A 22,291-nucleotide genomic window follows, 5' to 3' on the forward strand; every position below is an offset into this window, starting at 1 on the left:
CGGTGCTCTCCCCTACCTGGAGGTGATGTCGACGATCCGCCAGTGCCCGTCCCGCAGTTCCGCGGTCACGGACAGCTGCGCCGCCGCTGTGGTGGGTGGCTTCCCCTCGCGCTCGTAGATCTGGTCGAGGAAGACGAGGAGGTGGGCGCTGCTCCCGGTGAGCCGGGTGACTCCGGCACGTACGGCCTGGCTGGTGAGCGTCAGCTTCTGGTCCGCGGCCTGCTTCTCGACCTGCCCGAACAGCGCCGCGTACTGCTGGAGGGCCCGGCCGCCGAGCAGTTGCTTCGCCGACTCCTTGGTGGCGCCGGTGGCCTGCGGGCTGTACGAGAAGACCTTGCCCAGCGCGCTGCTCACGTCGCCGGCGACCCGGGCGGTGGCGGCGGAGTCGGTCAGGGCGTGGTTGGAGGTGGCTGGAGTGTCGCGCAGCCGCTGCCCCTGGACGAAGAGGGTGGCGCCCACGCCCAGCAGGGCGACTGCCAGCAGCGCCGCGGCCGGGCGGGCCCACCTCCGGTGGGCGGGGGGAACGTCCGGCGCGGGGTCCGCGTCCTGTGCGGGCTCGACGTCCGGCTGGATCGTCGCTGTTCCCGTGCTCTGTCTCATGAGCCGCTCCCGACCGGTAGCGCGTCAAGTGCCTTGATCTTCCAGCCGTTCCCGGTCCGGGCGAGTGTCGCCTCGAAGCGTTTACGCTCCGTCCCGGCCTTGCCGGTGCGCGGGGTGATCCGGACGTCGACGGTCGCGATGAACGCCGCGGTGCCGGCCCGGTCGTCGAGCGCGGTGAGGGCGGCGTCGGTGACCTTGGCGCGTGCGGTGGCACCGGACTCGGTGAGCTCTGCGGCGTCCTTCTTCCGGGTGCGCTCCAGCCGGTCGTGCAGCGGTCCGGTCGAGGCGTCGAGCCATGCGGTGAGCCCGGACTTCACGCTCGCGGCGTTCCTGCCGTCCATGCTGGTCAGCCGGGCGAGGTGCCGCCTGCCGTCGGCCAGGGCGGCGTCGCGGCTCTTCGCGTACGCCAGCGTGTCGTCCCCCCGGGCCTGGGCGTACGACCAGGTACCGAGCGCGCAGACCAGCACGGCGGCGAGCAGGGCGGCCCAGCCGAGCCCCGTTCTCGTACGGTCGCTCATGCGCCGCCTCCCAGTCCGAGCAGGCCGGCCATGCCGTCGGACCGGGGCACGGTGATCTTCCCGGTGGTGCTGCCGAGCGTGTCCGGGAGGAGGCCGGAGCCCGGCGTGAACGGTTCGGGCACGGGGCCGCCCTTCGGGGCGTTGGCGCTGCCGCGGACGTTGATGCCGCTGCCGGGTGAGGACACGCAGCGGGCCTTGGTGCCGGCCGCGGGGGCCGCCGAGACGTCGGTGCCGGGGCGGTAGGTGGTGGAGCCGTATCCGGCGGTGCAGGGCAGTGGTTCGAAGAAGGTGACCGACATGCCGAACCTGGCACCGTCCTGGTCGACGGCGCTGGCGCCGGCGGCCGCGACGGCGGGGAGCTTGACCAGGAGTTCCTCCAGTCCGCGCTGCCGTGTGACGGCGACCTCGGAGGTGGTGAGGAGGTTGGCCACGACCACACCGAAGGCGGGGTCGAGGTCGCGGAGCAGGCCGCTGATCTGTTCGGTGGCACCGGGGGCCGCGGCGATGAGTCGGCGCAGGTCGGTGTCGGACCCCTTGAGTTCGGCGGCGAGTTCCTCGGCCCCGGAGGCGAAGCCCTTGAGCGCTTCGCCCTGTTCGTTCTGGGTGCGCAGCACGGTCTCGCCGTCGGCCATCAGCTTGGTGGTGGTCGGCAGGGACTCGTCGGCGGCTTCGATGAACTCGCTGCCGGTGTCGAGCAGCACCTGGAGGTCGTCGCCGCGCCCGCTGAACGCCGTGCCGAATTCGTCGACGACCGTGCGCAGGGCTTCCGCGTCGACGGAGGCCGTCAGGTCGTTGACGCCGACGAGGACGTCGGTGACGGGTGCGGGGATGGTGGTGTCGGCCTGGTCGATGACCGAGCCGTTCTCCAGGAAGGGGCCGTCCGCGCGGGTGGGGCGCAGATCGATGTACTGCTCGCCGACCGCGGAGAGGCTGGCGACGACGGCCTGCAGGTTGTCCGGGATGCGCGGCGCGTCGTTCTCGATGCGCAGTTCGGCCTCGACCCCGTCGTCGGTGAGCTCGATCGGGCCGACCCTGCCGACGGACACACCTCGGTAGCTGACGTTGGAGTGGGTGAAGAGGCCTCCTGTCTGCGGCAGTTGCACCGTGACGGTGTAGTAGTCGCGCAGGCCCACGTAGTGGCCGAGGTCGGCGTACCGCACCCCCAGGAAGCCGAGGACGAGTACGGCGATGACGAGGAAGGCGATGTTCTTGAGCCGGATGGCGAGGGTGATCATCAGCGGGTGCCCTCCGTTCCCGGTGTGGTGACCGAGGGGAGCGGCAGAGGCAGCGCCGCTTGCGGCGCCTTCCGCGCGCCGGACGCCGTGGGCGGGGTGAGTGCGGGGATGACCTGGGTGCCGGGCTGGGCGGTCACGTCCAGGTAGACGTTGAGGTAGTCACCCTTCACCCCGCGGAGCACCTCGTCGGTGAACGGGTAGGTGACCAGGACCTGGAGGGAGTCCGGCAGGTCGTTGCCGGAGTCGGCGAGCGCGGTGAGTGTGGGTGCGATGGCCTTGAGGTCGGCGATCATGTCGGCCTTGCTCTTGTTGATGGTGTCGACCGCGACGGTGGAGAGCGAGTCGAGCGAGCGCAGCATGGTGAGGAGCGCTCCGCGCTGCTTCTCCAGGACCTTCAGACCGGGGCTGAGACCGGTGAGGACCGTGCCGACGTCCTGTTTGCGGGTGGCGAGGGTGGCGGAGAGCCGGTTGACGCCGTCGAGTGCCTGGGTGATGTCCTCCTTGTGGCCGTCCAGGTTCGTGACGAGGGTGTCGACCCGCTTCAGCATCGAGCGGATCTGCGGTTCCTGTCCGGCGAGTGCCTTGTTGAGCTCGGTGGTGATGGTCTTCAGCTGGTCGACGCCTCCCCCGTTGAGGAGCATCGACAGGGCGCCGAAGACCTCTTCGACCTCCGGGTTGCGGTTGGTGCGGGAGAGCGGGATCCGGTCGCCGTCGGAGAGGTCGCCCCGGGCGGTGCCGGAGCTCGGGGGCGAGAGCTGGACGAACTTCTCGCCGAGGAGGCTGGACTGTTCCAGGTGGGCGTAGGCGTTGGCGGGCAGATCGATCTTCCCGTTGACACGCATGGTGACCTTGGCGGTCCAGCTGCCTGGGGTCAGGGCGATCTCGGTGACCCTGCCGACGGCTACGTCGTTGACCTTGACCGAGGACTGCGGGGCGAGACTGAGGACGTCGCCAAACTCGGCGGTGATCTCGTACGGATGGTCCCCCAGGTCGGCTCCCCCGGGCAGCGGCACCTCCTCGAGGCCCGAGAACGACGGCAGGCCGACGGTCGTGGCGACGAGCGCGAAGCCGAGACCGGCGGCGACCAGGGCGCCGAGGCCCGTGACCGCACGGGTGCCGGGTCTGCGCAGGGCGCGGCTCATGGGGTCGCCTCCTTCTTCTCGTCCGTTCCGGTCCTCTTCGTCCCGGGCTTCTCCGGCGTGCCGTAGACGGTGCCGACGGCGGGCAGCGGGAGTGCGGGGAGCGCCTCCTGCCGGGTGGTGTCCGCGGGGGCCAGCCCTCGCAGCCCGGCGGCGTCGGCCTCGGTCCCGGTGAGCGGCCCGCCCATCGACAGTTCGTTGAGGTTCGTGCGCCCGTTGAGGGTGCGGTTCGCCGGGTCGTAGGCGTTCAGTACGTTCCCCGCCGCGAGGGGCAGGGTGTCGAGGGACTCGGCGAGCGAGGCGCGCTGGTCGACCAGGGTCTGGGTGAGCGGCAGCAGGAGGTCGACGTTCTGCTTGAGGGCGCCGCGGTTCTTCTGGATGAAGCCCTTGACCTGGCCGAGCGCCTTGCCCAGTTCCTTCAGGGCCGCGCTGAGATTCTTCTTGTCGTCGGCGAGGAAGCCGGTGACGGTGTTCAGCTGCTGCTCGGCGGCCCGCACATTGCCGTCGTTCTCCTTCAGCACCGTGGTGAAGGTCTGCAGGTAGGACAGCGTGTCGAAGAGGTTCCCGCTGCTCTTGTCGAGTGTTTTGGTCGCCTTGCCGAACTGTTCGACGGAGTCTCCGATGGCCTTTCCGTTGCCGTCGAGGTTCTTCGCCCCGGTGTCGAGGAGTTCCGCGAGCGCGCCGTCGGTGTTGGCGCCGTCCGGGCCCAGGGCCGTGGAGAGCTCGGTGATCGACTCGTACAGCTGGTCGACCTCGATGGGGGTGGCGTTGCGGGCGGCCGGGAGCACCGCCTCGTCCTTGAGCCGCGCTCCCCCGGTGTACGCCGGTGCGAGCTGTACGTACCGGTCGGCGACCAGGCTGGGGGCCACCACGACGGCGTGTGCCCCCTCGGGGACCTTGACGCCCTTGTCGAGCCGGAGGGTGACCCTGACCTCCTTGCCGCTCGGTTCGACGGATTCGACGGTGCCGGCCTTCACGCCGAGGATCCGCAGATCCGATCCGGCGTACACGCCCGTGGCCTGGTCGAAGTAAGCGGTGACCGTGGTCTTTCCCTGGTCGTCCATCGCCATCACTCCTGAAGTGGCGGCGACCGCCACGACCGCGAGCCCGGCGCCGATCCCGATGACGCGTGCGCCTCTCATGTCAGCGCCCTCCCTGCTTCGGTGGCATGCAGTCGCCGCCGTCGGGGGGTGTGCCGGCGGGCAGGTAGCTCTTGGGGACGACCCCGCAGACGTAGTTGTCGAACCAGCGGCCGTTGCCGAGGGTGTTGCCGACGAGGCGGTTGTAGGAGCCGGCCAGGGAGAGGACCTTGTCGAGGCTCTTGCGGTTCTTCACCAGGACCGAGGTGACCCGTCCCAGCGAGTCCAGGGTGGGTTTCAGCTGCTTGTCGTTGTCCGTGACGAGCCCGGTGAGCTGCGTCCCGAGGCTCCGGGTCCCGGTGAGCAGCAGGTGGATGGAATCGCGGCGCGCCTGGATCTCACCGAGGAGCAGGTTGCCGTCCTCCAGGAGGGTCTCGAAGCTGCTCTTCTTGCTCGCGAGCGTCTTGGTGAGCTGCTTGCTGCCCTTGAGGAGGGTGGCGAGCTGGGCGTCCCGCTCGGACACCGTCCTCGACAGCGCCGACAGCCCGTTCGCCGCGCTGCGTACGTCGGGTGGTGAGTCCTTGAACGTCTCGGAGATCGTCTCGAAGCTCTGGGCGAGCTGCGCGGTGTCGATCTCTTCGATCGTCTCGCCCAGCCCGTTGAACGCCTGGGTGACGTCGTACGGGGACGTGGTGCGTCCGGCGGTGATGCGGGAGTCCGGGTCCTGCCGGGCGTTGCCGAGGGGGTCGACGGCGAGGTACTTGTCGCCGAGGAGGGTCTTGATGGCGATGCCGACGGTGGAGGAGTCGCCGATCCAGGCGTCCTCGACCCGGAAGTCCACCTTCACCTTGGCTCCGTCGAGCGAGACGCCGGTGACCTCGCCCACCTTGACCCCGGCGATCCGTACCTCGTCGCCCTCGTCGAGGCCGGCGGATTCGGTGAAGTCGGCACTGTAGGTGGTGCCCCCGCCGATGAAGGGCAGGGCGTCGGCGCGGTAGGCGGCGAGGCCGACGAGTGTCAGGACGAGGAGGCCGACGATGCTGACGGCGACGGGGTTGCGTTCCCGTACGGGCTTGATTCTCATCCCTGGCACCTCGGCTGGTCGATGGTGACGCCGGTGGGCGGCGCGCTGCCGTCCTCGGTCGTCACGCCGTTGACCCTGGCTTCGCAGAGGTAGAGGTTGAGCCATGACCCGTACGAGGTGAGACGGGTGATCGCCTCCATCTTGGCGGGGGTCTTCCGCAGGAAGCTCTCGATCTCGGGGGCGTTCTCGTCGAGCCCTGCGGTGAGCCGGCCGAGCTGGGCTATGTCCTCCTTGAGCGGCTCGCGGCCGTCCTGGAGGAGGCCGGCGGTGGCGGTGGTGAGCGCGCCCATCGCCGTGACCGCCTCGCCGAGCGGCTTGCGGTCGCCGGAGAAGCCCGTGACGAGCTTCTGGAGGGTGACGACGAGGTCGTCGAAGCCCGCCTCCCGGTCGTTCACGGTCTTCAGGACCGTGTTGAGGTTCTTGATCACCTCACCGATCACCTTGTCCTTGGCCGCGACGGTGCCGGTCAGCGATCCGACGTGGGAGAGGATGCTGTCGACGGTGCCGCCCTCGCCCTGCAGCACCTGGACGATCGAGCCGGCGAGCTGGTTGACGTCCGGTGGCGACAGCCCCTCGAAGAGCGGCTGGAAGCCGTTGAAGAGCTGGGTGAGGTCCAGCGCCGGTGTGGTGCGCGAGAGCGGGATGGTCGCTCCGGAGCGGAAGCTGGCGCCGACGGGCCCGGCGCCCTGGTCGAGGTCGACGTAGCGCTGGCCGACCATGTTGAGGTACTTGATGGAGGCGGTCACCGAGGCGGGCAGCTTCCGGCCCTTGCGGACGGCGAACCCGACCTCGGCCAGCCGCTTGTCGGCGACCCGGATGGATTCGACCTGCCCCACCTTGACGCCCGCGATCCGCACACTGTCGCCGACGACGAGTCCGGTCGCGTCGGTGAACCGGGCCTTGTACGAGGTGGTGTCGCCGACGCCCGTGTTGGCTATGGACAGCCCCAGGACGGTGGTGGCCAGGGCGGTCACCACGACGAAGACGATCGACTTCACGAGGGGTCCCGCGAGGGAGCGGCGCTTCACTTGAGCTTCACCTCCGCACCGCGGAAGGCCGGACCGATGAGCACGCTGCTCCAGTCCGGCAGGGTCTGGGGCCGCACTTCCAGGGAGGGGGCGACGAGCTCGTTGACGAGCCGGCTCTCCTGCGGGGAGTTGGGCATGCCGAGGGCGGTGCCGGCGGCTCCGGTGTCCGGGCCGGTCGCTTCGGGGGCGCCGTCCCTGGCGGAAGCGGTCCGCGCGTCGGCGGTCCGCACGGGCCTGCCGGTGTACGGCACCGAGTAGCAGTGCGGTCCGCCGGTCGCGTCGTAGACCGGGGTGTCCTTGCCCGCCACGTACTTGCCCTTCGACTCGACGGGCTTGAGGGTGACGTGGAGGCCGGGCCGGTCGGTGCCCTTGCCGAGCGCCTTGTCCATGGCGGGTATGAAGCCGGCCATCGTACGCAGGGTGCAGGGAAAGGCGTCCGAGTACTCCGCGAGGAGTTCCAGCGTCGGCCGGCCCGAGGCGGAGAGGTGGATGAGGTTGTCCTTGTTCTTGCGCAGGAAGGAGGTGACGTCCTGTGCGGAGGCGGTGGTGGAGCCGTACAGATCGGCGAGTTCCGCCTGCTGTTCGGCGATGGTGCCGCTGGTGGTCGTGAAGTCGGTGAGGGCGTCCAGGACGTCGGGGGCGGCGTCCGCGTAGAGATGGCTCACCTTGACGAGTTCCTTGATGTCCGCGTTGAGGGTGGGGAGTTGGGGGTTGAACTCCTTGAGGTGGGCGTCGAGGGTGACCAGCGTGTCGCCGAGTTTGCCGCCGCGCCCTTCGAGCGCCTGGGACACCGCGTTGAGGGTGGCGGCGAGCTTCTGCGGCTGGACGGCGGTCAGCATCGGCAGGACGTTGTCGAGGACCTCCTCCAGCTCGATGGCGTTGGAGGAGCGGTCCTGCGGGATCACGGCACCGGCCCGCAGGGTCCGCGTGGACGGGACGGGCGGGGGTACGAGGGCGACGAACCGCTCGCCGAAGAGGGTGGTGGGCAGCATCTGGGCGGTGACGTCGGCGGGTATCCGCTCCAGCCGGCCGGGCCGGATGGCCAGGGTCAGCCGCGCCCCGTCGCCGGCCGCCTCGATGTCACGCACCTCGCCGACCACGACTCCGCGCAGTTTCACCTCGGCGTTGTCATGCATCTCGTTGCCGACGCTTCCGGTGCGTACTGTCACGGTGGCGTCGTCCGTGAAGTCCTTCTCGTAGACGGAGACCGACAGCCATACGAGCACGGCGGGCACGAGCACGAAGGCCACGCCCGCGAGTCTGCGGCGCACCGTCTGCGCCGTTGGGGAATGCATCAGCCGGCCACCTTCACCGTTGTCGTCGCGCCCCAGATGGCGAGCGAGAGGAAGAAGTCGGTGACGCTGATCAGCACGATGGCGTTGCGCACCGAGCGGCCCACGGCCACGCCCACGCCGGCCGGGCCGCCGGTGGCGTGGAAGCCGTAGTAGCAGTGGGCGAGGATCACCAGCACGCTGAAGATCAGCACCTTGAGCACCGACAGCAGCACGTCGTCCGGGGAGAGGAAGAGATTGAAGTAGTGGTCGTAGGTGCCCGCGGACTGCCCGTTGAACAGGACCGTGATGTAGCGGGACGCCAGGTAGGAGGAGAGCAGCCCGATCGCGTACAGCGGGATGATGGCGACGACGCCGGCGATGATCCGCGTGGTGACGAGGTAGGGCATGGAGCGCACGCCCATCGCTTCGAGGGCGTCGACCTCCTCGTTGATCCGCATCGCGCCGAGCTGGGCGGTGAAGCCGGCGCCGACGGTCGCGGAGAGGGCGAGTCCGGCCACGAGCGGGGCGATCTCCCGGGTGTTGAAGTAGGCGGAGATGAAACCGGTGAAGGCGGAGGTGCCGATCTGATCGAGGGCGGCGTACCCCTGGAGGCCCACGACCGAGCCGGTCGCGAGGGTCATCGCGATCATCACACCGATGGTTCCGCCGATGACGCCGAGGCCGCCGCTGCCGAAGGCGACCTCGGCGAGCAGCCTCTGCACCTCCTTGAGGTACCGGCGCAGCGTCCGGGGGATCCAGATGAGCGCCCGTACGTAGAAGGTGAGTTGCTCCCCTGAGCGGTCGAGCCAGCCGAGCATCGGCATCGGTCAGCCCCCCTTCGGGGGGACGATCTGGAGGTAGATCGCCGTGAGGACCATGTTCACCGCGAACAGGAGCATGAAGGTGATGACGACGGACTGGTTGACCGCGTCGCCCACTCCCTTGGGTCCGCCGCGCGGGTTCAGTCCCCGGTAGGCGGCGACGATGCCCGCGATGAAGCCGAAGATCAGCGCCTTGAGTTCGCCGACGTAGAGGTCGGGCAGCTGGGCGAGGGCGGAGAAGCTGGCGAGGTATGCGCCCGGTGTGCCGTCCTGCATGATCACGTTGAAGAAGTAGCCGCCGAGCGTGCCGACCACGGACACGAGCCCGTTGAGCAGGACGGCGACGCACATGGTGGCCAGCACGCGGGGGACGACGAGGCGCTGGATCGGCGAGACGCCCATGACCTCCATGGCGTCGAGCTCCTCGCGGATCTTGCGCGAACCGAGGTCGGCGCAGATGGCGGATCCCGCGGCCCCGGCGATCAGCAGGGCCACGATGAGCGGACTGGCCTGCTGGATGACGGCGAGGACGCTGGCGCCGCCGGTGAAGGACTGGGCGCCGAGCTGTTCGGTGAGGGAGCCGACCTGGAGGGCGATGACCGCGCCGAAGGGGATCGAGACGAGGGCGGCGGGCAGGATGGTGACGCTGGCGACGAACCAGAACTGCTCGATGAACTCCCGCACCTGGAACGGGCGGCGGAAGACCGCCCGGCCGACGGCCAGGGCGAGGGCGAACAGCTGCCCGGTCTGGCGCAGCGGGGCGAGGAGTCGCGAAGGCTGCCGCGGTGTCTCCTCCCCCGCCTCTTCGCCGGCCGGCACGGGCGGGCGTACGGGCAGTGGTGCCGTCATCGGCGCCCACCGTCCAAGGTCGGCGTGTAGCTGTTCGTGATCGCCGTACGGGCCGCCTCCGGCAGCTGGCCCATCATGGAGAGGACACGCTCCCGGCGACGCAGGGCTCCCTGCCGGACGGGCAGGCCCGGCGAGGGCTCCAACTGCGGCACGACGGTGCGGGGCCCGGCCGTGTGGTCGAAGCCGTTGCTCTGCTCCGCCGCCAGGGTGGCCGCGTCCTTCTCCTCCGACATGCCGATGGGGCCTTCGCGGCGGCCGGCGAGGAACTGCGAGACGACGGGCATGTCGCTGGTGAGCAGGACCTCGCGCGGGCCGAAGGTGACGAGGTTGCGGCAGAACAGCATCCCCATGTTGTCGGGGACGGTGGCCGCGATGTCGAGGTTGTGGGTGACGATGAGCATCGTCGCGTCGATCTGGGCGTTGAGGTCGATCAGAAGCTGCGAGAGGTACGCCGTACGGACCGGGTCGAGCCCGGAGTCCGGCTCGTCGCAGAGGATGATCTGCGGGTCCAGGACGAGGGCGCGGGCGAGACCGGCCCGCTTGCGCATGCCGCCGGATATCTCGCCCGGCAGCTTCCCCTCGGCGCCCAGCAGGCCCACGATGTCGATCCGCTCCATGACGATGCGGCGGATCTCGGACTCCTTCTTGCGGGTGTGCTCACGCAAAGGGAAGGCGATGTTGTCGAAGAGCGACATCGAGCCGAAGAGGGCGCCGTCCTGGAACATGAGGCCGAAGAGTTTCCGGGTCTCCATGATTTCCCGCTCGGGGCTGTTCACCATGTCGACGCCGTTGATGAGGACACGGCCCTTTTCCGGCTTCAGCAGTCCGATGATGGATTTCAGGAACACGGTCTTCCCGGTACCGGAAGGCCCGAGCATGACGCTCACCTCACCGGCCGGCAGCGTGAGGCTGATGTCTCGCCAGATGTTCTGCTTGCCGAAGGACTTCGTCAGGCCTTCGACGACTACTTCGATACCCATCGGCCCTCCCTCGAAGTGGTGGTGAACGACGTCATCTGTCAGCGCTCCGGCTCCGGTGAATGCAATGGCGGCTCGTCACACATGCACCAGGAGGCGCACGTTATGTCCGTCGAAACCGCGAGGACAAGCCGTTGAACAGCGGAAATCGCCGGACGTCGATCTCTGAGTGGATCACTTGTCACCGACTGACAAAACCGCCCGGCGGCCTTGTCGGAATCTGCGCAAGCTCTCCGGTCGCACCGGGGTCCCGCGGCCCAGGGGGGCCGGAGCCACGAGACACCGGCGGCCGGAAGAACCCCGTCCCGGGTGGGAGGGTCCGGGACCGGAGGAACTCCCGGAGGAATCCCGGTCACGGGGGGCGCGACCAGAACTCCACGTGCGTCGAACGAGCAGGTACGGATACCTTTCCGGGCTGCTCAAGCGGGACGCTACGGGCCGGTAACCTAAGTCCGCAATAGCACTTCACGAACTTTCTCCGAGGTAATCGCAGCGCACCGTTTTCTTGTGCCCCGATGAGTAATCGGGCCGCGAAACCTGTCGAAAAGTGAGGACCTCCGGGCGGAAGCGGCCGGCTCGAAGAGGCCGGTTCGGACATGCCGGAGCCCGTCCCGACCAGGGTTCATCCGGTCGGGACGGGCTCATGGGCGGTCGAGTGCCGGGGCGCACGAAGTGACAAGAAGCCGAAAGAGCGCGGCCCGTACTCTTCTCGCCGGTTACTTCACCGCGGAGTGCCAGCTCTCGGCGAGCTCCTTGCCGGCGTCGGGCACCGACAGACCCGGTGCGGTGAGTCCGGCCGTGTAGGTCTTGGCGTCGTTCAGGACGAGGCTGTTCGATCCGGCCGCGGCGGGCAGGCCGACCTTGAGGTCGATCGCCCAGCTGAGAAGGCCGCCGAGCCCGCAGCCACCGGCCTTCGGCGCCGAGAACCGGCTGTCGCCCTGTGCGGCCCCGGACAGGGCGATCTGGATCATCGATCCCTCGTCCGGGTTCGCCGAGCCGTCACCGTTGAACCGGGAGGCGGAGAAGCTGGGCGCACTGAGGTTTCCGGGCTGCAGGATCACCGGATTGCTGCTGCTTCCGATGTAGCAGTTGGAGCCGAGCAGCGGATTCTCCAGGCGGATCTTGACGGGCAGCTTGACGATCGGCCCTGAGGATATGCCCGCGACCAGGCTGAATTCCGTCGGCGTGCCGGCCGACTCCACCGTGGCCGTCACCTTGTTCAGGGTGGCGTCGGTGATCTGTCCGCAGACGGCCGAGATGACCGGGACATTACTGGGGCACATGATGCCGAGGAGCCCACCGGGAATGGTGGTCTTCCCGCTGATGATGGATCCGGCCGCCGGTGGGATGACCGTATAGGTCCCCTCGGCCGGATGCTGGATGACGCCGAACTGCAGGTTCGTGGACCCGGTCGTCGCCGTGGTGTTGCCCAGTTTGATCGTCCCGTTGGGCGAGGTGGACGTCACACACAGCGGGACATCGGTGTCGCCGTCCGTCGCGAGCATGGCCGGGGCGTCCACCGGACAGCGGTCGAAGGGGGCCCAGGAACCGTTCAGCTGGGCGGCGGCCGTGGCGGCGCCGGCCGGGGTCGCGCTCAGGGGCATGACCAGCGCGGCGGACGCGGCGACGGCACCGGCGGCCTTGATCCAGGTCTTCGGGGCAGATCCCATTGTTCCCTCAATTCGTCAACGGCTGCGGAAAATGCGGGGTTCGGTGCGATGGGTGGGTATGGCTCGGCAGGTCAGCGGATCGCTTCGGGCACACCGACCGGCTCGTACTCGTCCGTACAGACGGCGCCTTCGGAACCCGGCACGTGCTGCTGGGCCGCGCACGGGGCTCCCTGCACCTGTTTGACGTAGCCCGGCACACCGGACAACGACGCGGTGAAGAGGTTGTCGAGGTCCTCGCCTGCGCCACACCCGCTGAACGGGGGAAGGGTCACCGACCCCGTCAGAGCGCCGCCCGTCGCCAAGGTGTAGCCCGTCGTGACACCGTCCTTCGCCGTCATCCTGCCCTCCAGAGACAGGGTGAAGGGCTTGCTGCTACGGCAGTTGTCCCCCACGTCCAGAGGCACGCCGTTCACCTTGACGTCGCGGAGTCGGAGCATGAGGTCGAGGTCGATGGTGGTCACGCCCTTGTTCGACATGTCGGACCAGTCCACCACCAGGTGTGACCTCACGTTGTAGTCCGGGGTCCCTTCGGCATCCACGCCCGGGGGGACCTGCGTCATCTCCAGGGTCGCGGTCGTCGGCATGAAGCCGAAGGTCAGAAACGTTCCCGTGGCGGGCGGCAGCTGAGGCTTACCCTCGTAGTCGAGCAGGGCGGTCGAATCCTGGTAGATGTGCGTGAACCCGGGCTCGGAGAGATCGACGCGGGTCGGCCCCTGCTCGATCTGCGTACAGGCCAGAGGAAACTTGGTCGCCCCGTCCAGCTTCGCCACGTTGGCATAGCCGGTCACATAGGCGTTCAGGTTGAGACCGTTGTTCACGTCGCCGACGCACGCAGGGGCGTCAGGGGCAGCGGGCTGCTTCGCCCTGGTGCCGACCTCGGGCGTGGCCTCGACGCCTGTCGTGTCGCTCCCGGAAGACGCGGATGCGGGTGGGGCCGACGCGGACGCACCATCCTCGCCCTCACCACTGATGTCCATCTCCGCCAGCCCGGTCCCCTGACCCGGGTCCGGGGCGCAGTCCAGGGACGTGCCGGACGGTTCTGCGGGCGTGCCCTGGGCGGAATGCAGAACGAGGTCCACCGAGAGCGCTCCCGCGTCGAGGCTCAGGTCTCCGGACGCCCCGGGTTTCACGTACGGGACGGTCCCCGAGGTGGTCAACGGCAGATCGCCCTCGGCAGGGATCGGCACGGGCTCCGCTGTCGTTCCGATCCACTCGGCCCGCGCATGCTGGTCCTTCTGGGACACATCGACAGCGAGCCTCATCTCCGCGCTCACACTCGCCGCCGAGGAGCCGGCCGCTACAGGGATCACCCCCTCGGGCAGCGTCGCCTCCAGGACCACGTCCTCGGGCTGTACCGCCTGCCCGGGCTGAGCCGACTCGGGGACCTTCGCAGTGACCTTCACCCTGGCCTTCACCGACTGCTCGCCCTCGGGAAGGTCGCAGGTGTAGGCCAGCTCCGTATCGATGTCCTGGACACCAGGTGCGGCCTGCGCACCCGGAACCATGCCGCCGAGCAGCACGACGGTGGCCACTGCGGCACCACGTGCCGCGCCCCTGCGTGCTCCCGTTGTACGACTGCCTCTCACTGACGATGTCCCCTTTCGGACCGACCGGACGTGCATCGCGTGGCGGGCGGACCGCCACGGCTCCTGCTCATCGAGGAGGGGTGTGGCTGGATCAGGGGGTGAACACGATGGTCGGCCTGGTGATGCCGCCGCTCGGTGTCGTCACGGAATAGAGGGCTCGGTACTCCCAGTTGTCGCCCACTGCCGCGAGCCCGGCACACCCCGGAGTAGCTGTCCCTACCGTGATCTTGTAGGTGCTGTCGTCGTTGATCTGCAGCTTGCCGGTGGAGTTGGTGTAGGTGGTGGCGAGTCGCCCCGACGCCGTCATGGAGCAGGTGAGCATCTGCAACGTGAGCTTCACGCCGGAGATGTATCCCTCGGTGACACCGGCGTCGTAGCTGTTCACCATCAGCTTCCACGGGGTGGACGTGTCGGCGACAGGGTTCAGCGGGCCGAACGGGCTGGTGCAGTTGCTCCAGGTCAGCGGAGCGACCGTACCGACCTGCACGTTCGCCGTACCGGAGGCGGTGGCCAGGTTGCCCCGCGCCGCCGATGACTCGCAGGTGGTCGGAAGGTTGGCGTCGAGGCCCCATTGGAACCGGACGGTCCCGGAGACGGCGGAGAAGGTCTCGGCCGGCTCCGGGCCGACGGTCCACGTCGGCGCCGCTACGCCCGCCGTCGCGACCGGTGCCGCGAGGATGACGGCGGCGGCAGCGGCCCCGGCCGCCATCACGAGCTCCCTGAGAGACCTGCGCACAGCTGGCTCCTCCGTTTCGGCAACGGTCCGGTGGGCACGGGGTCGCACGGCGGGCGGGCCCCGCCGTGCGACCCCTGCTCATCCCTGAGTGGCTCGTGACCGGATCAGGGGGTGTAGACGATGGTCGGCTTGGTCGTGCCGCCGCTCGGTGTGACTGCGTTGTAGTTGGCGGTGTAGGTCGGGTTGTTGCCCACGGCCGCGATACCGGCGCAGCCCGAGGTGACGGTGGCGACGGTCAGCTTGTAGGTGGCGTTGTTGCTGACCGCCAGCACACCGGTGGAGTTGGTGTACTTGGCGGCGACGTTGCCCGTCACGGTGAAGGTGCAGGTGAGCACCTTCAGCGTGGCCTTCACTCCGGAGATGTACCCGTTGGTGACACCAGCGCTGTAGGTGTTCGCGTTCAGCTTCCACGGGGTGGACGTATCGGCGGTCGGGGTCACCGGGCCGAACGGGCTGGTGCAGCCGCTCCAGGTCAGCGGAGCGATCGTGCCGACGGTCACGTTGGTCGTACCGGAGGCCGACGCGAGGTTGCCCTGAGCCGCGGACGACGTACACGTCATCGGGATGCCGTTGAGGGCGAGGGTGACGGTGCCGGCCGTACCCGAGAACGACTCCGGCGAGTTGGGGCCGACGGTCCAGGTCGGGGCTGCGACGCCGGCGGTGGCGGTGGTGGCTCCGAGGGTGACAGCCGCCGCGGCGGCACCGGCCGCGATCGCGATCTTTCTGAGGGAGTTGCGCACAGTGAGTTCCTCCGATTCGCCAGTGCGGGTGCACTGTTGCGGGGAAGGCACTCGAATTCCTGCAAAGGCGCAGGGAGTGCCGCGAAGAATCGTCTTGCGTGGGGGCCGTGCTGCGCTTTCAGCCACACATGCTCTGTGACAGGGCGTGACGTTACTTGCGGGAAACTTGGAGCACAATCCCGCCGGTCAAGATTGGTTGGGCAAGTTTTTTTCCTCGTCAGTACGTCACTAATTCGCCCGGCGCACTTGTCACTTCCTGCGCAATATCACTGCGGATATGCCGCGTTGACGTCGGCCTCCGGCCCGACGCCACCACCGGCCGGGACTTCCGGAGAAGATCAGAAGACGCCGAGGGGGTCCGGAGACACCCCCGGGACAGCCGGCGCGGCGGACACCACGACACCCCGTCGACGCCCGCGGTGCGCCCCCGGCCGAAAACATTGTCCGGAAGTGAGCATTTACGGCCCCACCTGCACCGGAGCGCCACAACAGGGCCAGGTTGTGTGCACCCTGCACTTCGATCCTGTCCAAGCGGTGTGCGCCCCGCCCGACTTGGTCTATCTTCGGCGCCGGATGTTGGTATACACCTGTCGGTCCGTGGGAGCGCTTTCCCCCACACGTTCCACCCACTCCGGGCCCGGGAAGCAAGGGGACGGTCATGCCGAGACTTATCCAGCCGCTGGACACCGGAGACCCGCTGGGGCCCCTCCCCCAGGAGTTCGCCGCGATCATGCGGCCCGAACTGCCGAGCCTGATCAAAGAGATAGGCATGGAAGTGACCCGCGCCTATCCGGAATACGCGCGTCTGCTGAACGGCCCCAACGGGACCTCCATCCGCCTGGGCGTCGAGCAGAGCCTTTCCTCCTTTGTCGATCTGGTCGCCGAACCCTCGTCCCCCACGGTCCTGCGCGACGACATGTGCCGGAGATTCGGCAGGTTCGAGGCGTACGAGGGCCGCACCATGGACGCACTCCAGGGGGCCTACCGCCTGGGCGCGCGGGTCGCGCTGCGGCGTGCGAAGAAGGTGGGCCGGAGTTACAACTTCTCGCCGGCCCTCATGCTCAGCTTCGCCGACGCGCTGTTCGCTTACGTGGACGAACTCGAGTCGCTCTCCCGCGAGGGCTATCTGGAAGTGCAGGCCCAGTCCGACCAGCAGGGCGAGGCGGTGCGCCGGCGGCTGCTGCATCTGATCCTCACGGGCAGACCCGTGCCCCGTAGCGCCATCGCCGAGCTGTGCGAGCAGACCGGCTGGTCCCTGCCCGAGCAGGTCACCCTCGTCGCTGTGCGTGCCCCGTCCGGGCTGGACCGGATCAGCGCCGACCACGACGTCCTGATCGACCCCGGCGACCCGCAGCCGCACCTGCTGATCCCCGGGCCGGTGAACGACGCGCGCAGGGAGATGCTCGAGCGGACGATCCCCGGCGGCGGCGCGGCGATCGGGCTGACCGTGCCGACCGCGCTCGCCGCCGACTCGATCCGCTGGGCCCGGCGTGTCCTCGAACTGGTCGACGCCGGGATCATCGACGACGCGCCCGTCATCCTCTGCGAGGACCACCTCATCACCCTGTGGCTCCTCTCCGACACCGCTCTCCTCGACCAGCTCGCCGAGCGGGAACTTGCCGCCGTCTCCGGTATCAGCCCCACCCGGCGGGAGCGGCTGATCGAGACGCTGCGGATCTGGCTCGACACCCGGGGCACCGCCGCCCAGATGGGCGAGCTGCTGGACGTGCACCCCCAGACGGTCCGTTACCGGATGCGCAGCCTGGAGGCCATCTTCGGCGACCAGCTCACCGATCCCGAGAGCCGCTTCTCGACCGAAGCCGTGCTGCGCGCCACGCGGTTACGGGCTCGCAGCGGCCAGTCTCTCGGCTGAGGGGGCATCACACGCTGCGTACCGAGTCAACTTACCGCCAGGTAAGGCGAAATAGACGGTCAGTCCCAAACGGTTGCGACACGGAGACGTTCTCAACAAGAAACCCGGAACTGCGTCCCGTTACATAGGGAGGAGCGGTGGCCCACCGGTCATCGCGGAGCGCCACCTCCTGGCCAACCATCCGAGAGGGAACCCCCACATGACCGCCTCGCACCTCCTCGTCCCCGTGCCGATCCCCGACCGGGTCGCCGCACTGATCGGGTCCTGCACCCCGCCGCACATCCTGCGGGCGGAGTTCGACGCCGACTGCGCCGCCCGCGAGGTGCGCAGGTTCCGTGGGCCGAGGCTCGGCATCGAGGACCAGGCCGACCGCGAGCAGGCGCTGTCCGAGCTCGCGTGGGCCAACAAGGTGCTGTCCGCTCGTCACCCAGATCTCGCGGTGCGCCACGACGGCGCCTGGTGACGTCGTCCGCTTGCGCGGCGGCGACGGCCGCCTTACCTTACCCAGAAGTAAGTTTACTCTGGAGTAAGGATTTGGCGTGGCCGACAACAGCAGCGGCAACCTCACCGACGAACTGTCCGGGCTCGACTTCGGTGCCGTCTCCCCGGAGGAGTTCGCGCGCATCGTCAAGGGCCTGTCCGCCAAGCAGCTCGGCGAGGTCATGCACGGTGAGCTGCGCGCCCGGGTGCTGAGCGAGGTCTTCGGCCGGATGCGGCAGCAGTTCCGCCCGGAGGCGGCGGGCGGGCTGAAGGCCCTGATCCGCTGGAAGATCACGGGCGAGAGCGAGGAGGTCTACGAGACCTCCATAGCCGACGGCACCTGCACGGTGCGCGCGGGCCGCTCCGACGCCGAGCCCCGTACGACGCTGGTGATGGGCGACGCCGAATTCCTCAAGCTGGTCTCCGGCAACGGCAATCCCGTGACGATGTTCATGATGCGCAAACTGAAGGTCGCCGGTGACGTCGGCCTGGCCTCGGGCCTGACCCGCTACTTCGACATCCCGAAGGCCTGAGCCCATGAGCTACTTCTCCCTCGCTTTGACCGAGGAACAGCGGGACCTGCGCGACTGGGTGCACGGCTTCGCCGCCCAGGTGGTGCGCCCCGCGGCGGCCGAGTGGGACGAACGCGAAGAGACCCCGTGGCCGGTCATCCAGGAAGCGGCCAGGATCGGGCTGTACGGATTCGAGTCGCTCGCCGACATGTACGGCGACCCGAGCGGGCTCTCCCTCCAGATCGCCAACGAGGAGCTCTTCTGGGGCGATGCCGGAATCGGCATGGCGCTCTTCGGTACCTCGCTCGCGGTTGCCGGGATCTTCGCCTCCGGCACGCCCGACCAGCTCGCCGAGTGGGTCCCGCAGTGCTACGGCGACGAGGACGACCCGAAGGTGGCCGCCTTCTGCGTATCCGAGCCGCAGGCGGGGTCCGACGTCTCCGCGATGACCACGAAGGCCCGTTACGACGAGGCCAGGGACGAGTGGGTGCTCTCCGGCCAGAAGGCGTGGATCACCAACGGGGGGATCGCGGAGATCCATGTGGTGGTCGCCTCGGTCGACCGCGCGCTCGGCGCCCGTGGCCAGGCCGCGTTCATCGTGCCGCCCGGCACGAAGGGCCTGGCGGCGAGCCGCACCATCAAGAAGCTCGGCCTGCGCGCGTCGCACACCGCGGACGTGTTCCTCGACGACGTACGCGTGCCCGGGCACTGCCTGCTGGGCGGCAGGGAGAAGCTGGAAGCCCGGCTGGCGCGTGCCCGCGAGGGCGGAACCGCCAAGAGCCAGGCGGCGATGGCGACCTTCGAGGTCAGCCGTCCCACCGTGGGTGCCCAGGCGCTGGGTATCGCACGCGCCGCGTACGAGTACGCGCTGGAGTACGCCGGTGAACGCGAGGCCTTCGGCCGGCCGGTCATCGAGAACCAGTCGATCGCCTTCGCCCTCGCCGACATCCGTACGGAGATCGAGGCCGTACGCCTGCTGATCTGGCAGGCGGCCTGGATGGCCCGCAACGACCGGACCTTCGACGCGGGCCAGGGCTCCATGTCCAAGCTCCGCGCGGGCGAACTCGCGGTCTCCGCGACGGAGAAGGCGGTCCAGATCCTCGGCGGCGCCGGATACAGCAGGGAGCACCCGGTGGAGCGGATGTACCGCGACGCCAAGATCTACACGATCTTCGAGGGTACGAGCGAGATCCAGCGGCTGGTCATCGCCCGTGCGATCTCGGGGCGTCACATCCGCTGACAGCGGGAGCGGGACACGGCATGATCGTGCGGTGCGGCAGGCCGTGTGGGGAGGCGGGCCCGCCGTGCCGGTCGCGCCTCCCCGACGGAGGTCCCATGCGACGCGCACTCCTTGCCGCGACCACTCTCGGAGCCTTGGTGCTGGGAGTGTCCCCGGCGTCCGGGGCCGACGGGTGGGAGCCGGCCCCGACGCCTGCGTACGACCTGCCGGCCGGAACCCGCTGCGACGTCCCGGTCCACACGGAGCCCGTGGTGGACGAGGTGGTGCGGCGGGTCCTGGACCGGCGGCCGGACGGCTCCCCCTCCCGGGTCGCCTACCGCGGTGACCTCGTCGTCCGCGTCACCAATACGGACACCGGCGCCTTCTACGACGCCGATGTCAGCGGCAGCGCGATCGTCGACCAGCACGCGGACGGCTCGCAGAAGTGGTACGTGGTCGGCCCCGTGCTGGCGGGCGTCGGCGAGAACGGCGGGAACCTGGCGCGGGGGCTGTATGTGCTGGACGGCGTGTACACCATGGACATCAGCGCCACCGGCTACAAGTCGGTGCGCCTGACCCACGGCTCCGCCGACGACGTGTGCGCGCGGATCGCCTGAGTCGGGACCGCTCGGTCCGCGGTGCCGTCCACGTCATGCGCCCACCGGGCCCACAGGCGTGAAGCGGACCGGGAGCGACGCCGGGCCCCGGGTGAAGACGCCCTCCTCGGCCGGGGTGAAGCCGTCGGCGAGCCGGAGGCCCGGCATCGCGTCGAGCAGCTGGTTCACCCCGGTCTCGACCTCGGCCCGGGCCAGCAGGGCGCCCACGCAGAAGTGCCGGCCCAGCGCGAAAGCCAGGTGGTCGGCGGCCGCCGAGAACGCCGTGGTGCTCGTCAGGTCGTCACGGAACAGGTCGAAGCGGTCCGGTTCGGTGTAGCGGGCCCCGTCCCGGTTGGCCGAGCCGATCAGACAGGTGACGGTGGCACCGGCCGGGACCATGCCACCGGACAGCTGCACCTCCCCCGCCGTCTGGCGCATGATCATGTGGACCGGCGGCGTGTAGCGCAGCGTCTCGGCGAAGGCCCGGTCGATCAGGGACCGGTCCCGCTGCACGGCGGCGAGCTGCTCGGGGTGAGCCAGGAGGTTGGCGAAGACCGAGGCGATGGCCTTGTCTGTCGTCTCCCCGCCGGCCGCGAGCAGCAGGCTGCAGAACGCCTTGATGTCCTCGTCGCTCATCCGTACCCCGTCGACCTCGGCGGCGCAGAGCGCGGAGAGCAGGTCGTCCCCCGGTTCCTCCCTGCGCCGCCGGATGACGGGGATCATGTACTCGGCGAACTCCTGGCGGGTCCGCTCCCCCGCCGCCGTGATCGCGGGGTCGCCCGCGAGGTTGCCGAGGAAGGCGATGACGTTGGTGTACCAGCCGTGGAAGCGCTGGTGGTCCGCCCTGTCCAGGCCCAGCATGTCGGCGATGACCAGGACCGGGAAGCGGGTCGCGAACGCCTCGACGAGGTCGGCCTCCCCCGTGTGCCGGAAGGCGTCGATGAGCTCGCGGGCGTTGCGCTCGATGACGGGCAGGAACTTCTCCTGCAGGTCGGCGCCGCGGAAGGCGGGGGCGACCAGGGCCCGGCGTACGGCGTGTTCCCTGCCGCTGAGCTGGAGGATGGTGCGGCCGTGGACGGGCTCCAGCTGCCAGTCGTAGTTCTCGGTGGTGAACTCCTGCGCCCGGTCCTTGAAGACGCGCTCGACGTCCTCGTACCGCGAGACGAGGTAACTCCCCGTGGCCTCGTGGTGGATCAGCGGGGCGCTCTCGCGCATCGTCCGGTAGGCCCCGTAGGGATCGGCGGCGAAGGCGGGCGAGAGAATATCGGGCGGTGAGGACGCCTGGGACACGTGTGACTCCTGTGGGGCAGAGACCAGGGACTTCGATGCGGTGAACGGGCAACACCAGCAAGGCTATTGACCGGAAGCCGGATAACGAACCCCCTGGGAGCACTTCTTGATCGCCGCGTCGGAGACACCACGTCCGTCCGTACTGTTCGTCACCGACCTCGCCTACGAGGCGCGCGGGCGGCGCTACTGCGACGAGGACATCTTCCTCACGTCCCGGCTGCGCGAGACCTTCGACGTCGCGCTCTGTCACCCCCGTGACGCGGTGGCGCTGCTGGACGGGTTCGACGCGGTCGTCGTCCGCAACAGCGGGCCGGTCCTGCACTACCAGGAGGCGTACGACGCGTTCCGCACCCGCGCGCGGGAGGCGGGGACGCGGGTGTACAACACGCTCGACGGACGTGGGGACATGGCCGGCAAGCAGTACTTGGTCGATCTGAGCCGGGCCGGCTTCCCGGTCATCCCGACCGTGGACCGTGCGGCGGATCTCGGGCTGCTCCCCCGCTCGGCCGGTTATGTGGTCAAGCCCAAGCTGGGCGCGGACTCGGTGGGCCTGCGTTTCACCGACGAGCCGGAGTACCCCGGGGGCGCCGACGGCACCCTGCTCGTCCAGCCCAGGATCGACTTCCGCTACGAGGTGTCCTTCTACTTCGTCGACCACGACTTCCAGTACGCCCTGCACGCACCGCGGCCGGACAGGCGCTGGGTGCTCGAACCGTACGTCCCGGGCCCTGCGGACCTGGACTTCGCACGCCGCTATGTCGAGTGGAACACCCTCACGCACGGCATCACGCGGGTGGACGCCTGCCGGACTCCTCAGGGCGGCCTGCTGCTTGTCGAGCTGGAGGACCTCAATCCGTATCTGTCGCTCGGCCTGGTGCCGGAGGAGGTCCGTGAGGCGTTCGTCGCCCGGATGACGGACTCCGTGCGGGAGCTGCTCACCTGACCCGTCCGGCCCGCCCCGCGTGCGTGGGCCAGGACCGGGTGT

General features: G+C 69.2%; 22 protein-coding genes. 6 read left to right on the forward strand and 16 right to left on the reverse strand.

All coding sequences use genetic code 11. The features are described from left to right. Positions 1-12 precede the first annotated feature (12 nt). The 15 genes from ACZ32T_RS34425 to ACZ32T_RS34495 form a co-directional block, all read right to left on the reverse strand. The gene (locus ACZ32T_RS34425; RefSeq protein ID WP_467263556.1) at positions 13-600 is read right to left on the reverse strand and encodes a hypothetical protein; all 588 of its coding nucleotides are present in this window, start codon (positions 598-600) and stop codon (positions 13-15) included. After that, positions 597-1,118 (reverse strand): hypothetical protein, encoded by a 522-nt coding sequence (locus tag ACZ32T_RS34430; RefSeq protein WP_467263557.1) that lies wholly within the window; start codon positions 1,116-1,118, stop codon positions 597-599. The genes ACZ32T_RS34425 and ACZ32T_RS34430 overlap by 4 nt, the downstream gene beginning before the upstream one ends. Continuing rightward, on the reverse strand, positions 1,115-2,353 hold the full coding sequence (locus ACZ32T_RS34435) for an MCE family protein (protein ID WP_467371344.1): 1,239 nt from the start codon (positions 2,351-2,353) through the stop codon (positions 1,115-1,117). The genes ACZ32T_RS34430 and ACZ32T_RS34435 overlap by 4 nt, the downstream gene beginning before the upstream one ends. Next, positions 2,353-3,495 (reverse strand): MCE family protein, encoded by a 1,143-nt coding sequence (locus tag ACZ32T_RS34440; RefSeq protein WP_467263560.1) that lies wholly within the window; start codon positions 3,493-3,495, stop codon positions 2,353-2,355. Before ACZ32T_RS34440 ends, ACZ32T_RS34435 begins: the two co-directional genes overlap by 1 nt. Beyond that, positions 3,492-4,634, reverse strand: coding sequence for an MCE family protein (locus ACZ32T_RS34445; protein ID WP_467371346.1), 1,143 nt, complete (start codon positions 4,632-4,634; stop codon positions 3,492-3,494). Before ACZ32T_RS34445 ends, ACZ32T_RS34440 begins: the two co-directional genes overlap by 4 nt. Before the next feature lies 1 nt (position 4,635). Next, positions 4,636-5,655 carry an MCE family protein gene (locus ACZ32T_RS34450; protein ID WP_467263563.1) on the reverse strand — a complete coding sequence of 340 codons (1,020 nt, stop codon included), beginning with the start codon at positions 5,653-5,655 and terminating at the stop codon, positions 4,636-4,638. Further along, positions 5,652-6,683 carry an MCE family protein gene (locus tag ACZ32T_RS34455; RefSeq protein WP_467371348.1) on the reverse strand — a complete coding sequence of 344 codons (1,032 nt, stop codon included), beginning with the start codon at positions 6,681-6,683 and terminating at the stop codon, positions 5,652-5,654. Before ACZ32T_RS34455 ends, ACZ32T_RS34450 begins: the two co-directional genes overlap by 4 nt. Further along, complete coding sequence (locus tag ACZ32T_RS34460; RefSeq protein WP_467371349.1) at positions 6,680-7,978, reverse strand: MCE family protein; 1,299 nt, start codon at positions 7,976-7,978, stop codon at positions 6,680-6,682. The genes ACZ32T_RS34455 and ACZ32T_RS34460 overlap by 4 nt, the downstream gene beginning before the upstream one ends. After that, positions 7,978-8,781, reverse strand: a complete 804-nt coding sequence (locus ACZ32T_RS34465; protein ID WP_467263569.1) for an MlaE family ABC transporter permease — start codon at positions 8,779-8,781, stop codon at positions 7,978-7,980. The genes ACZ32T_RS34460 and ACZ32T_RS34465 overlap by 1 nt, the downstream gene beginning before the upstream one ends. A gap of 3 nt (positions 8,782-8,784) precedes the next feature. After that, on the reverse strand, positions 8,785-9,627 hold the full coding sequence (locus ACZ32T_RS34470; protein ID WP_467263571.1) for an MlaE family ABC transporter permease: 843 nt from the start codon (positions 9,625-9,627) through the stop codon (positions 8,785-8,787). Continuing rightward, a complete protein-coding gene (locus ACZ32T_RS34475; RefSeq protein WP_467371350.1) occupies positions 9,624-10,607 on the reverse strand; it encodes an ABC transporter ATP-binding protein in 984 nt (327 codons plus the stop codon). The genes ACZ32T_RS34470 and ACZ32T_RS34475 overlap by 4 nt, the downstream gene beginning before the upstream one ends. Before the next feature lie 713 nt (positions 10,608-11,320). Then, a complete protein-coding gene (locus ACZ32T_RS34480) occupies positions 11,321-12,274 on the reverse strand; it encodes a hypothetical protein (RefSeq protein ID WP_467263574.1) in 954 nt (317 codons plus the stop codon). Between the two features lie 71 nt (positions 12,275-12,345). After that, a complete protein-coding gene (locus ACZ32T_RS34485) occupies positions 12,346-13,806 on the reverse strand; it encodes a DUF6801 domain-containing protein (protein WP_467371352.1) in 1,461 nt (486 codons plus the stop codon). A gap of 145 nt (positions 13,807-13,951) precedes the next feature. Continuing rightward, positions 13,952-14,596: a hypothetical protein gene (locus ACZ32T_RS34490; protein ID WP_467371354.1), complete on the reverse strand. Its 645-nt coding sequence runs from the start codon at positions 14,594-14,596 to the stop codon at positions 13,952-13,954. 104 nt (positions 14,597-14,700) lie between these two features. Next, positions 14,701-15,336, reverse strand: a complete 636-nt coding sequence (locus ACZ32T_RS34495) for a hypothetical protein (protein WP_467263579.1) — start codon at positions 15,334-15,336, stop codon at positions 14,701-14,703. A gap of 658 nt (positions 15,337-15,994) precedes the next feature. Here ACZ32T_RS34495 and ACZ32T_RS34500 point away from each other — a divergent pair. The 5 genes from ACZ32T_RS34500 (at position 15,995) to ACZ32T_RS34520 (ending at position 20,037) form a co-directional block, all read left to right on the forward strand. After that, positions 15,995-17,209 (forward strand): PucR-like N-terminal domain-containing protein, encoded by a 1,215-nt coding sequence (locus tag ACZ32T_RS34500; RefSeq protein WP_467371355.1) that lies wholly within the window; start codon positions 15,995-15,997, stop codon positions 17,207-17,209. A gap of 199 nt (positions 17,210-17,408) precedes the next feature. Next, positions 17,409-17,672, forward strand: coding sequence for a hypothetical protein (locus tag ACZ32T_RS34505; RefSeq protein WP_467263582.1), 264 nt, complete (start codon positions 17,409-17,411; stop codon positions 17,670-17,672). A 76-nt stretch (positions 17,673-17,748) separates the two neighbouring features. Further along, positions 17,749-18,222 (forward strand): SCP2 sterol-binding domain-containing protein, encoded by a 474-nt coding sequence (locus ACZ32T_RS34510; protein ID WP_467263584.1) that lies wholly within the window; start codon positions 17,749-17,751, stop codon positions 18,220-18,222. A 4-nt stretch (positions 18,223-18,226) separates the two neighbouring features. Further along, the gene (locus ACZ32T_RS34515) at positions 18,227-19,441 is read left to right on the forward strand and encodes an acyl-CoA dehydrogenase family protein (RefSeq protein WP_467371357.1); all 1,215 of its coding nucleotides are present in this window, start codon (positions 18,227-18,229) and stop codon (positions 19,439-19,441) included. Positions 19,442-19,536: 95 nt separating this feature from the next. Further along, complete coding sequence (locus ACZ32T_RS34520) at positions 19,537-20,037, forward strand: hypothetical protein (protein WP_467263589.1); 501 nt, start codon at positions 19,537-19,539, stop codon at positions 20,035-20,037. 33 nt (positions 20,038-20,070) lie between these two features. Here the strand turns inward: ACZ32T_RS34520 and ACZ32T_RS34525 are convergent, their stop codons facing one another. Next, positions 20,071-21,306 carry a cytochrome P450 gene (locus ACZ32T_RS34525; protein WP_467371359.1) on the reverse strand — a complete coding sequence of 412 codons (1,236 nt, stop codon included), beginning with the start codon at positions 21,304-21,306 and terminating at the stop codon, positions 20,071-20,073. 106 nt (positions 21,307-21,412) lie between these two features. Between ACZ32T_RS34525 and ACZ32T_RS34530 the strand changes: the two genes are divergently transcribed. Next, positions 21,413-22,249, forward strand: coding sequence for an ATP-grasp domain-containing protein (locus tag ACZ32T_RS34530; protein ID WP_467371360.1), 837 nt, complete (start codon positions 21,413-21,415; stop codon positions 22,247-22,249). Positions 22,250-22,291: the final 42 nt, after the last annotated feature.

Source organism: Streptomyces sp. NPDC023573 (genome assembly GCF_055559735.1).

Bases quoted from the DNA above. Each gene is read 5' to 3' on its own strand.
- ACZ32T_RS34480 (WP_467263574.1), bottom strand. From the start codon at position 12,274: ATGGGATCTGCCCCGAAGACCTGGATCAAGGCCGCCGGTGCCGTCGCC.
- ACZ32T_RS34475 (WP_467371350.1), bottom strand. From the start codon at position 10,607: ATGGGTATCGAAGTAGTCGTCGAAGGCCTGACGAAGTCCTTCGGCAAG.
- ACZ32T_RS34435 (WP_467371344.1), bottom strand. From the start codon at position 2,353: ATGATCACCCTCGCCATCCGGCTCAAGAACATCGCCTTCCTCGTCATC.
- ACZ32T_RS34470 (WP_467263571.1), bottom strand. From the start codon at position 9,627: ATGACGGCACCACTGCCCGTACGCCCGCCCGTGCCGGCCGGCGAAGAG.
- ACZ32T_RS34520 (WP_467263589.1), top strand. From the start codon at position 19,537: ATGCGACGCGCACTCCTTGCCGCGACCACTCTCGGAGCCTTGGTGCTG.
- ACZ32T_RS34465 (WP_467263569.1), bottom strand. From the start codon at position 8,781: ATGCCGATGCTCGGCTGGCTCGACCGCTCAGGGGAGCAACTCACCTTC.
- ACZ32T_RS34505 (WP_467263582.1), top strand. From the start codon at position 17,409: ATGACCGCCTCGCACCTCCTCGTCCCCGTGCCGATCCCCGACCGGGTC.
- ACZ32T_RS34440 (WP_467263560.1), bottom strand. From the start codon at position 3,495: ATGAGCCGCGCCCTGCGCAGACCCGGCACCCGTGCGGTCACGGGCCTC.
- ACZ32T_RS34515 (WP_467371357.1), top strand. From the start codon at position 18,227: ATGAGCTACTTCTCCCTCGCTTTGACCGAGGAACAGCGGGACCTGCGC.
- ACZ32T_RS34445 (WP_467371346.1), bottom strand. From the start codon at position 4,634: ATGAGAGGCGCACGCGTCATCGGGATCGGCGCCGGGCTCGCGGTCGTG.
- ACZ32T_RS34450 (WP_467263563.1), bottom strand. From the start codon at position 5,655: ATGAGAATCAAGCCCGTACGGGAACGCAACCCCGTCGCCGTCAGCATC.
- ACZ32T_RS34500 (WP_467371355.1), top strand. From the start codon at position 15,995: ATGCCGAGACTTATCCAGCCGCTGGACACCGGAGACCCGCTGGGGCCC.
- ACZ32T_RS34460 (WP_467371349.1), bottom strand. From the start codon at position 7,978: ATGCATTCCCCAACGGCGCAGACGGTGCGCCGCAGACTCGCGGGCGTG.
- ACZ32T_RS34425 (WP_467263556.1), bottom strand. From the start codon at position 600: ATGAGACAGAGCACGGGAACAGCGACGATCCAGCCGGACGTCGAGCCC.
- ACZ32T_RS34430 (WP_467263557.1), bottom strand. From the start codon at position 1,118: ATGAGCGACCGTACGAGAACGGGGCTCGGCTGGGCCGCCCTGCTCGCC.